Raw genomic sequence first — 11277 nt, 5'->3', positions numbered from 1 at the left:
CATGTCGGTGACGCCGTTGGCGGCGAGGGTTTCGACAAAGGCTTCCRAGGGGGTCATGGCCTGCGGGCCGGTGGTGGCKGGGGCGTCGGTGGTGGCCTGGCGCAGGGATTCGGGGAGGTGTTCGCTCATKGTGGTGGGTCTCCGGGCTTCGATCTCAAAACGGAACCAAACGTTCCGAAAAGTGTTTGTGAGTCGAATGTAGGATGAGACCGAGCGATGGTCAACATGAAATTCAAATAAACGGAACGATTTGTATCTTAAAGTGAACCAAATCTGGTMGTGGACCCACAGTTACCCCCGGCTGGCTCTAACCGCAACGGGGCACGCTTCCTACCATAGGGCTACACCGCGCTTGGAGCGGACCGAGGCGATCCCGCCGGCAGAACGGGACGCCACCAGAACGAGAGGACGCAAAGACGTCCCAACCAGACGGAGACACGGCATGCCTCATGCTTATTACCTCTTCCTCCTCGAGCAGGCACCGCCCCGGTGCCACGCCCCTGTTGCCGGCACTCGCGCAGCACGCCAGACGGCACTGCACGCCGGCACGCAACCCAGTCAATCTTGAGGAGGTTCATCATGCGTTGGATCAAGCAGCTTGCAGCAAGCGTAGTGCTGGCGGCCGTCGTCGCCCCGGGCGCCTATGCGCAGAGCAGGGAAGTCGTGATCGCCTACCAGGACATGGTGGTGCCATGGCGCTATGCGCAGGACATGAAGGAAGTCGAGAAGCAGACCGGCTACAAGGTTTCGTTCCGCCAGTTCGGCGGTGGCGGCGACGTGATCCGGGCGATGGCTTCCGGCCAGATCGCCATCGGCGAAGCCGGTACCTCGCCGATTGCCTCGGCGCTGTCGCAAGGGCTGGACGTGGAACTGTTCTGGATCCTTGACGACATCAATGCGGCCGAAGCCATGGTGGCGCGCAACGGCAGCAATATCAACAGCGTGGCCGACCTCAAGGGCAAGCGGGTGGGCGTGCCCTTCGTCTCCACCACGCACTACCACACGCTGGTGGCGCTGGAGCAGGCCAGGATCAATCCGCGCGACGTCAAGATCATGAACATGCGCCCGCCCGAAGTGGCGGCGGCCTGGGAGCGCGGCGACATCGATGCCACCTTTATCTGGGATCCGGTGCTGGCCAAGCTCAAGCAGTCGGGCAAGGTGCTGGTGACGTCGGGCAAGATCGCCAGCGAGACCGGCAAGGCCACCTTCGACGGCATGATCGCCAACAAGAAGTTCGCGCGCGAGAACCCCGAGTTCATGGTCAAGTTCGTCAAGATCCTGGCCGCGGCGGACGAAAAATACCGGCAGGACAAGGCCGGCTGGAGTGCCGACTCTCCCATGGTGAAGGCTGTCGCCAAGGTATCGGGCGCCAAGGCTGAAGCGGTGCCGGCCAGCATGGCGCTGTACAACTTCCCCACGCTCGACGAGCAGGCCTCGCCGCGCTGGCTGGGTGGCGGCGCGGCCAAGGCGCTGCAGTCCGCGGCGCAATTCCTCAAGGAACAGGGCACCATCCAGACCGTGTTGCCGGACTATGGCCCGGGCGTGAATGCCGAGTGGGTGCGGCGCGCGCTGGCCAAGACGCCGGCCTGATCTGCGCGCGCCGCATGGCGCGATGAAGGACGGTTGCCGCGGCGCGGGCGATGCCCGCCGCGCGGCCTCGACACACTCTCTTCGGAAGTTTGCAGCTATGGCCAAACTCGAAATCGACAACCTCAGCGTGAACTACGGCGGCCGCGGCGGCGCCGAGACGCTGGCCCTGTCGCAGGTCAATCTCACCATGGAGCGCGGCGACTTCGTGGTCGCGCTGGGCGCCTCCGGGTGCGGCAAGACGACCCTGCTGTCGTGCATTGCCGGTTTCATGCAGCCCTCGGAAGGCGAGATCCGCCTCGACGGCAGATCCGTGCACGGCCCCGGTGCCGAGCGTGGCGTGGTGTTCCAGAAGCATGCACTGATGCCCTGGCTCAATGTGCTGGACAACGTGGCGCTGGGCCTGCGCCTGCGCGGCGTGCCGCGTGCCGAGCGCCTGCGCATCGCGCAGGAGAAGCTGGCGCTGGTGGGACTGGAGAAGGTGGCGGCCAAGCCGGTCTACCAGCTGTCCGGCGGCATGCAGCAGCGCGTGGGCATTGCCCGCACGCTGGCCAACGATCCCGCGGTGATGCTGATGGACGAGCCGCTCGGCGCGCTGGATGCGCTCACCCGCGAATCGATCCAGGCGCTGATCCTCAAGCTGTGGGCGGCCGAGCAGAAGATCGTTTTCTTCATCACCCACAGCGTGGAGGAAGCGCTCTTCCTGGCCACCCGCCTGATCGTGATGACGCCGTCGCCGGGACGCATCGCGCATACCTACGAGATGCCGTTCGCGCGCCGCTACATTGCCTGCGGCGATGCACGCGAGGTGAAGTCCGACCCGGAGTTCATCCGCTATCGCGAAGAAATCGTCAACCTGATCCATGCCACGCCCTGAGGAGCCCGCCATGTCCGCTTCCGTTCAACGACTCGACCCTGCGCCGGGCGCCGGTGCCGTGGCCGCCGCGCCCGCCGCGCGCCGCATGAAGGCCGTCTCCGGCTATCGCCTGCCCGGCGAAGGCAGCAGTTCGCGCATCTCCACCATCACCGTGGCGTCGCTGCTGGCGCTGTGGTGGATCGCCAGCCACCTGCGCTGGCTGCCGCCACTGTTCCTGCCCACGCCGGAATCCATCATCAACGCGTTTATCGATGCCTGGAACGGCAATGTGCAAGGCGGCCTGCCGCTGACCGAGCATTTCCGCGCCAGCATGGTGCGCGTGTTCGGCGCCTTCGCGCTGGCCACCGTGACGGCGGTGCCGATCGGCGTGATGATGGGCGTGTCGCGCATCGCCCGCGGCGTGTTCGATCCGCCCATCGAGTTCTACCGTCCGCTGCCGCCGCTGGCCTACCTGCCGCTGATCGTGATCTGGTTCGGCATCGACGAAACCTCCAAGATCCTGCTGATCTTCCTGGCCTGCTTCGCGCCGMTGGCCATGTCGGCGCAGGCCGGCGTGCGCTCGGTCACCATCGAGCAGATCAACGCGGCGTATTCGATGGGGGCCAACCCGTGGCAGGTGATCCGCCATGTGGTGATCCCGGCCGCGCTGCCGGACATCCTGACGGGCATGCGCATCGCCATCGGCTTCGGCTGGACCACGCTGGTCGCCGCCGAGATGGTGGCCGCCACGGCGGGGCTGGGGCAGATGGTACTGAATGCGTMGAACTTCCTGCGCACCGACGTGGTGATCATGGGTATCGGGCTGATCGGCCTGATCGCCTATACCTTCGACCTGCTGATGCGCAAGATGGAGACGTGGCTGGTGCCGTGGAAGGGGAGGATGTAAGGGTCGAGGGTTGCCGGTTGCCGGGCGGTGGCATGCTCCGCCCGGTTTCTGTTTATGCAATGACCTTGGGCAAACCGACGCGTAGCATTCCCGTGTCCAGCGGCGTCGGTTATCCCGGCAGTACATACTTATAGCCCGGCGTCTGTGCCGAAGTCCGATGGTCTGTGTTCAGGATCACGACCMGATGATCACGACCCCACACATCAAGAAAATGGTAGATGCTTTCTAATTCATCCTCGTGGATCTCTTCCAACGCCTCGTCCAAGATCAGCGTACCCCCGGCTCGCCATTGGTGATTCTCAAGAAGCTCACGAAGAACTGCGTCTGCTCGTCGTCCCTGACCAATCTCGGTCATCTCGCGTCTGCCAAAAAATGCGACGGTGCGCCCCCAGCGATGTAACGCCCAAAACAATTCGGTCAACAGGGTCGTCTTCCCGCATCCCGACCGGCCTAATACCCAGTTGACTCCAAAATTGAAGTTCACCTCTGGATAACGGATTCCTGTCAGGGGGGAGTGCGCTTCGGCGAGCCGGATTCCCTGCTCACCCTCTTCAAGGCTCACCCAAGGAATACGGTTTACCAGCGGCAAGTTGGAAACTGCGTGAAAAGATGATGCCGTGCTTAGCAGGCCGGAACCGGCCACAAAGAGGCGGATGGACTCCCGGTCTACGGCAAGGAGCGCGGACAGAAGGAACGCAGCAAGCGAGGCTTCCACCTTCGCGAGCAGCAAAGAGCTGAGGCACAGCATCAGCAGGATATGGAAGGTCCCCTCGAGTAGGAGCGCCAGCTCCACCTTCTTTAGATAGAGCCGTACCTTGGCTTCGGTCCAACGTTGGAGCGATGGCAACGCCAGCACGGCTCTCATCCGCCTAGTTCGCGTAGTCTGGCCCAGTCTAGCTGTCGCCAGGTCGAATGACGCCCAATCGCGAATAGTGAGCACAAATGTCCGACTCGCCTCCAGCATTTTTTCTCTTGCCAACACAATTCCACGGTAGTTCCTGGAGTAAAAAAACCAAACCAGGATTACAAAACCAGCTATGAAACCAATACCCAAAGCGCCCGCCGCGAAAACCAGTGACATAGCGAAAAGCGAAAACACAGCAAGAGCCCAAGTAAAGTCGTGAAGGTAGTACGAGAAGCCCTCTTGTGCAACGTCGAGGTCGACGGGAACTCTCCTCTCGATMTCTATGTTTGGCGACGACGATCGGAAGATCGAAAGGGAAAGGCTCTTGAAGGTTTTACGCCTGACATGATGCTCAAGTGCCATCCCACCAAGTATCGTGAGCGAGAAAGCTCCCATGGCTGACCAGATGGCTTCACGTGTCAACGAACCATGGCTTCCAATAAKGCGTGCCACATTCGCATCGAGATAGGCGGCGAGGATAAAKACAGGAAAGTACCAGCGCACAAAACGCGGAATAACCGGGGCTTTGCCGCTTCTATCTGGCGACTGAGCTTCCCTTAGGGGCGGGTCTAAATGACTCCGAGGCTCTGAAAGTTCAGAATATCCATCACGTGAAATTCCATCCGCACCGCATACCCTKAGCGCCMCTTCAGTTACAAGCTGATCMAACAGCGTTTTGGCTTTCATTCTATTTGGCAGATCGAGTGAAATTAGCTGGGTTGACAGGMTCAGCGGCACATCTCGATCTACTGCGCAACACACGGATCGGATCAGGAGCAATCTTTGCTTTTGGCCCTCCGACAGTTCGTCAGGCGCTAGCAATTTCTCAAAGGGCGTTGGAAGTTCTCCCAGGCCAAGCTCGCCCMACATCCCGAGCCGACGAAGAAGCCGGCATCGTAGTGGACCCCGGCCCAACAGATTCACGTACAGCGGCGCCGCCCAGATGGTGTCCTTGCCGTCGAAGGTAACGCATGATGAATTCCCTACCGGAATCCGGCTACACGTCGCATCGATATGCGCTTGAGCGCTCTTAAGTGCTTTCCACGCCTGCACCTCGCGCGGAATTGCGAGAAGTGCCGCGAACAGCGGCATCGAGACCCAGAACACCGTTACACCTGCCTCACCGAGTGACATCCCAGGAACGACACCAATTGCTCCAATCGCGGCCAAGGGAAGAATTCTCAGTAGTATTCCCAAGTAGGTCTCGGAAATCTTTGCGCCTGAGTCGAGTGCTCGCCAAAGACGCTCCTGCCTACTCAGAGCATCAAAGCGCGCGGCGCTCGCCTGTTTCATTTCATCGAGCCCCAGTACTCCGAGTCTCCTGGCGATAAGTGTGTTGAACTCTGCGTTCCGGCTTGTAACCGTTTCATTGACGCGCAACAAGGCGTAGACGCTAATCCATTGCAGTACAAATACCATCCCGCTTACCAGAGCCACGCCAATCAAAACACCTAACGCTTGCAAATTAAAAAATGATCCTATTATCGCCAGCGTGGCAACTATTGCTATAAAATTCCCGACAAGATCCTCCCTTGCCAGTGCAAAATCCAACCGCTGTTGAAGGAATCTGTATAGGGTCCTCGCCTGATCCCCGTCGTCGTATTTGTGCACTCTGGCGCAATGCTGGAGATGATCGCTAGCCATGGTGATGGAACTGGCAACCAAGCGAGCGAGGACCCGGCCGAGAAAGATACGAACCAATCCCAGGATGGAGATCAATATCAAAGCGCGCGGGCTTGGATCGCGAAGCATGAGAGCAACTACAAAAAAAAGAGCGTACTGGGCCGCGAAGCTAGCGCACTTCAACGCGCAGTAGAACAGTGAGAAGGGCTGTAGCGAGAATCGGGAAGGGGCGCGCGGCGAGTTCAAGATGATGTCTTGGCATAGGTGTCGAAGGCGCGGTTTAACTTGTACTCGCGCAGGTCTGCAACGTGCTCGGTGAGGGTGGTCGCACGCCGATCAAAAAATCGGGCGACTACGCCAAGTTCAACCCTGATGGGGACAAGTTCCGTGCCGTCTTGAGTTTCACGCCAACGAGATTCGCCATAATGTCGTGTCGAGGCTGCCTTGGTGGGTAGGATCACCAGCCAAGTTGGCGGGTGAGAACCTTCGGCCGCCAACCGCCGGATTCAAGTATTGAAATTAATAATTGGTTGATAAATAGGGTTAACCATTGTTATTAAGGTTTGGATGATAAAATCTGAAATTTCCGAATTGAKATTTATGGCGTAAAAAATTTCTAAATAGAAAATCTKAAATTTCTCAACTTAACTCAATGAAATATGATTGGAGATAGAAGGCATGCGCGGGTAACCCATTGATTCCACCTGGAATTCAGGTTGAAGTACCTTATTGGGTGCGTTKCGATCGYGCAACGTTGCACTACGCGGGCGCCCACCGAGCGAGAATTTTCCGCCGCTCGCCAATTGAAACMAGTGGCTAACRCACCGCTTACTCGGCAGCAAGCCCTCGTMGCGGGAAAACGCCTAAGGGTCCATTGGACTACCGTCTACCGCCTTCGACGCCGCTTCCACAACGACCCAGTGGCGAGTGCCCTGAGGCGTTCGCGGCGAGGCCCAAATTCGGGTCGGAGACCACCCCGACAGCGCGGCGGCGACCCAGTCTTGCGACGACAGGCAAGGGGGCGTTTAATTACCTGGAGGACGTCCAGGGAGCATCTATGGCGCGCTGCACAAATTGTGAGCTCGAGAATGCCGTTGGCGMCAGTTTTTGTGAGCAGTGCGGCAACCGGCTCCCGCGTCTCTGCGTGCGCTGTGGCCACGAAATGAATCCGACGGCGCGCTTCTGCAGTGCTTGCGGCGAGCCCGTCAGTGAATTGCCGCAACCCGCCGCCGCCGCCCCCGTTCATTACACGCCACCGCATCTGGCCGAGCGTATCCGGGCCGAGCAGGCGGCGCTGGAAGCCCGGGGAGATACCGCTGGCGAACGCAAGACAATCACCGTCCTGTTTGCCGATATGGCGGGCTCGACCACCCTGATCCACGACCTGGACCCGGAAGAGGCCCATCACCTGATCACCCCCGTCATCGAGCTGATGATGGAGGCCGTGCATTACTACGAGGGGTACGTGGCCAAGTCATTGGGCGACGGCATTCTCGCGCTGTTCGGCGCACCGATCGCGCATGAGGACCATACCCAGCGCGCATTGTTCGCGGCGCTGCGCATGCAGGAGGCGATGCGCCGGCACAGCGACCGGCTCCGGCTGGAGCAGGGCATCTCGCTGCAGATCCGGGTGGGCGTCCACACGGGCGAGGTGGTCGTGCGCTCGATCCGCAAGGACGACCTGCACACTGACTATGATCCGGTGGGGCACACGATCCACATTGCCGCGCGGATTGAAACAATGGCTGCGCCCACATCCATTCTCGTCAGCGAATCCACCCACAAGCTCGCCGAAGGGTATTTCGAGTTCAAGGCGCTGGGAGAGGCCCTGGTCAAAGGCATCCCCAAACCGCTCGTGGTCTACGAGGTGCTGGGTCTCGGGGCGTTGCGCACGCGCCTGCAGGTGGCGGCTCACCGCGGCCTGGMTCGCTTCGTCGGCCGCGAAGCCGAACTGGAGGCGCTGCACCTGGCGCTGGACCAGTCCGTGGCCGGGCACGGGCAGATCGTCGCGGTGGTGGGGGAGGCCGGCGTCGGCAAGTCGCGCCTGTTCCACGAGTTCAAGGCGCGCTCGCAGAGCGGATCCCTGGTGCTGGAGACTTTTTCGGTCTCGCATGGCAAAGCCTTTGCCTATCTGCCCCTGATCGAGCTCCTGAAGAACTACTTTCAGATCACCGCCCAGGACGACAAGCGGCGATGCCACGAGAAGGTCACGGGCAAGGTCCTCACGCTGGAGCGCAGCCTCGAGGACCTCATGCCCTATCTGCTCTATCTGCTGGGTATCGTCGGGCCCGGCTCGGCGCTGGCGGACATGGGCGCAGACCTTCGGCGCGAGCGCACGTTCGAGGCGATCACGCGCCTGCTGGAGCGAGAAAGCCGGAATCAGCCCATTGAGCTGCTGTTCGAAGACCTGCAATGGCTGGATAACGAGACAGAAGCCTTTCTCGCTTACCTCGTCGAGCGGGCGGCGGATGCCCGGATTCTCCTCCTTGTGAACTACCGCGCCGAGTACCAGCCCGCCTGGGTCAGGCARGACAATTGCACGGAATTGCGGCTCGCCCCGCTTGGTCCTGCCGAGGCGCAAGGCCTGCTCGGCGGCTTGCTGGGMGATGACCCCGGTCTCGGGCCGCTCAGGCAGCTCATCCTGGAAAAAACCGAGGGCAACCCCTTCTTCATGGAGGAGGTCGTCCAGACCCTCGCCGAGGAAAAGGCGCTGCTCGGTGAGCCCGGCCGGTACCGCATCGAGAAGACCCCGGCCGCGCTGCATATTCCGACCACGGTACAGGGCGTGCTCGCGGCGCGCATGGATCGGCTGCCATCCGCGCAGAAGGAACTGTTGCAGACCCTGGCCGTGATCGGCAAGGCATTCCCGTTGAGCCTGATCCGGCAGGTCACCGGGCAGCCGGAAGACCGCCTGTATCCGTTGTTGGCCGGTCTGCAGGCCGGAGAGTTTATCTACGGGCAACCCGCCTTTCCGGAGGTGGAGTATGCGTTCAGGCACGCGCTGACTCAGGAGGTCGCGGGCAACTCCCTGCTCTCGGAACAGCGCTGCGCATTGCATGAACGCACGGGGCGGGCCATCGAGGCCCTCTTCCGTCAGCAGTTGAAAGGCCACTGCAGCGAACTGGCCCATCACTACAGTCACAGCGGCAACATCCCCAAGGCGGTGGAGTACCTGCATTGTGCCGGGCGTCAGGCCGTTGAGCGTTCGGCGCATCTMGATGCCATCCGTCACCTGAGTACGGCCCTGGAACTGCTCGAGCGCCTGCCCGACACGCCGGAGCGCGCAGGCCAGGAGCTTGCATTGCGCGTCACGCTGGGGCCCGCCCTGATTGCCGCGAGAGGTTATGCCTCGCCGGAGGTGGAGGCCACCTATACCCGGGCGCTGACCTTGTGCGAACTCGCTGGCAACACCCCTCAGCGCTTCGAGGTGAAGTTGGGAATGCGCGCTTTCTATTCGCTTCGTGCGCAGCACGAAACCGCGTATGTGCTAGGGGAGGCGCTGCTCAGGTTTGCCGAGGATGCGCAAGATACGGCGTTGCTCGGACAGGCGCACGTTGCGCTGGGAGGCACTTCACTATACCTGGGCGAGTTCCACGAGGCGCGGGCGCACCTGGAGCGTGGGCTTGCCCACTATGAACCTGAGTCGATCGCCCCTGGCGCACTGTTCGGTCAGGATTACGGGGTCCGTGGCCGCAGCCTCCTGGCATGGGTCTTATGGCATCTTGGCCTGCCGGCGCAAGCCAGCCAGGCCACCCAGGATGCACTGACCCTGGCCCGGAAGATTACGCATCCTTTCAGCCTCGCGCTCGGCCTGGCCTTTGCGGCCGAGCTGCATCAGTACCGGCGCGACGTACAACTGACCAKGGAGTGCGCCGAAGCCGCCATCACGCTCTCGACCGAGCACGGGTTTCCCTTCTGGCTCGCATGGGGCACCATCCTGCGGGGTTGGGCGTTGGCCGAACAGGGGAGCCGTGAAGAGGGCATCGTCCAGATCCGCCGTGGCCTGGCCGCCTACCAGGCCACGGGGGCCGAGCTGGGCCGGCCTTATTTCCTGGCCCTGCTGGCCCAGGTCTACGAGGACGCCGGACAAACCGAGGCCGGACTCGACGTGCTGGCCGACGGGCTCTCCATGATCGGCAATACGCGGGAACGCCACTACGAAGCGGAACTGCATCGGCTCCAGGGGGAATTGCTTCTCCATCGGCCGGGCGGGTCCGCCGACCCTGAAGCGGCGGAAGCGTGTTTTCATCGGGCCATCGCGATTGCCCGGCAGCAAGGCGGGAAGTCGCTTGAGCTGCGCGCGGCGCTGAGCCTCGCCCGGCTATGGGAACACCAGGACAAGGCGGAAGCCGCGCGGCAGACGCTGGCCGGGATTCACGCGTCCTTCACGGAAGGGTTCGACACCGCCGACTGGCAGCAGGCCAAGGCCCTGCTGGATGCCGCGATCGAAGGCCGGATGTAAGTCCGCAATCTTTATTCTGTTTGAATCACCCGTTCTCTACCTGGCAAACGGCGGCGTCCATGCAGGCTGCTCAGAAAGTAGCGGCCAGCTCCCTGGCCGTTTCCTGCAGGCGTGGCACGAACTCCAGCGAGCGCGACAGCGGCGAGCGGGCCGTGGGTGCATGCACCGCCAGCGCCGCAACCACATGTCCGCGCTCGTCGCGCACCGGCACCGCCACGCAGGAAATGCCAGCGACGAATTCCTCGTTGTCCACGCCGAGCTGCTTGTGCGCGCTGCGGTCCAGCTCGGCTTCGAGCAGTTCCACGTCGGTGATGGTGTTGGGCGTGAAGCGCTCCAGCGGCAGTTGCCGCACCAGCGCCGCGCGTTGCTCGCGCGGCAGCAGCGACAGCAGCAGCTTGCCGCTGGCCGAGCAGTGCAGCGGCACGCGCGAGCCCGGCTTCAGGTCCAGCCGCAGCGGCCACGGCGCTTCCATGCGATCCAGGTACAGCACCGAGGTTTCGTGCAGCATGGTCAGGTTGACCGTCTCGCCKATGTCCGCCACCAGTCGCGCCAGGATGGCGTGGCGCAGCTGGCGCGTGCCCGAATGCGTGACGATGGCCACGCCCAGCCGGGACAGGCGCGGTCCTACCGCGTAGGCGTTGCGCGCGCCGGGCTCGCGGATCACCAGCCCGCCGGACTCCAGCGCGCCAAGCATGCGGTGCAGCGAGGCCTTGGGCGCTTCGAAGCCCTGCATGATCTCCGCCAGCGAGAGAGGGCGGTCGGCCGCCACCAGGAACTCGAGCAGGGCGAAGGCGCGCAGCGTGGGCGTGTCGCGGTCCGCCGCCGGGTCCGGCGGGACGCCGGGCGCCGGCGCGGCCTCCTCCTCTTCGTCCAGGTCCACGGCGGTGACCGCCTGGCGGGCATTCCGTGGTGCTTTTGCCTTAGGTGCTTCAGGAGGC

6 protein-coding genes are annotated in these 11277 nt (G+C 62.3%); 4 read left to right on the top strand and 2 right to left on the bottom strand.

From position 1 onward, the window contains the following. Window positions 1-579 precede the first annotated feature (579 nt). The 3 genes from tauA to AC1DKV_RS22240 all read left to right on the top strand — a co-directional run bounded on the left by tauA (window position 580) and on the right by AC1DKV_RS22240 (window position 3350). Complete coding sequence (gene tauA, locus AC1DKV_RS22250; protein ID WP_441621191.1) at window positions 580-1590, top strand: taurine ABC transporter substrate-binding protein; 1011 nt, start codon at window positions 580-582, stop codon at window positions 1588-1590. A gap of 97 nt (window positions 1591-1687) precedes the next feature. Next, a complete protein-coding gene (locus AC1DKV_RS22245) occupies window positions 1688-2464 on the top strand; it encodes a taurine ABC transporter ATP-binding protein (protein ID WP_441621189.1) in 777 nt (258 codons plus the stop codon). Between the two features lie 10 nt (window positions 2465-2474). Beyond that, window positions 2475-3350: an ABC transporter permease subunit gene (locus AC1DKV_RS22240; RefSeq protein ID WP_477138039.1), complete on the top strand. Its 876-nt coding sequence runs from the start codon at window positions 2475-2477 to the stop codon at window positions 3348-3350. Window positions 3351-3459: 109 nt separating this feature from the next. Here AC1DKV_RS22240 and AC1DKV_RS22235 read toward each other — a convergent pair whose 3' ends face one another. Beyond that, on the bottom strand, window positions 3460-6006 hold the full coding sequence (locus tag AC1DKV_RS22235) for a P-loop NTPase family protein (RefSeq protein ID WP_477138038.1): 2547 nt from the start codon (window positions 6004-6006) through the stop codon (window positions 3460-3462). 928 nt (window positions 6007-6934) lie between these two features. Between AC1DKV_RS22235 and AC1DKV_RS22230 the strand changes: the two genes are divergently transcribed. Beyond that, complete coding sequence (locus AC1DKV_RS22230) at window positions 6935-10339, top strand: ATP-binding protein (protein WP_477138037.1); 3405 nt, start codon at window positions 6935-6937, stop codon at window positions 10337-10339. A gap of 70 nt (window positions 10340-10409) precedes the next feature. On the opposite strand, the gene AC1DKV_RS22225 is transcribed toward AC1DKV_RS22230, so the two are convergent. Continuing rightward, window positions 10410-11138 carry an IclR family transcriptional regulator gene (locus AC1DKV_RS22225; protein ID WP_441621200.1) on the bottom strand — a complete coding sequence of 243 codons (729 nt, stop codon included), beginning with the start codon at window positions 11136-11138 and terminating at the stop codon, window positions 10410-10412. Window positions 11139-11277 lie beyond the last annotated feature (139 nt).

The organism is Cupriavidus sp. 05T41 (genome assembly GCF_056396525.1).
Note: the sequence above shows the minus strand (reverse complement) of the source record. Positions and strands in the feature narration are given on the sequence as shown.

Excerpts from the sequence above, each read along its gene's own strand:
- tauA (WP_441621191.1), top strand. The coding sequence starts at position 580 with ATGCGTTGGATCAAGCAGCTTGCAGCAAGCGTAGTGCTGGCGGCCGTC.
- AC1DKV_RS22245 (WP_441621189.1), top strand. The coding sequence starts at position 1,688 with ATGGCCAAACTCGAAATCGACAACCTCAGCGTGAACTACGGCGGCCGC.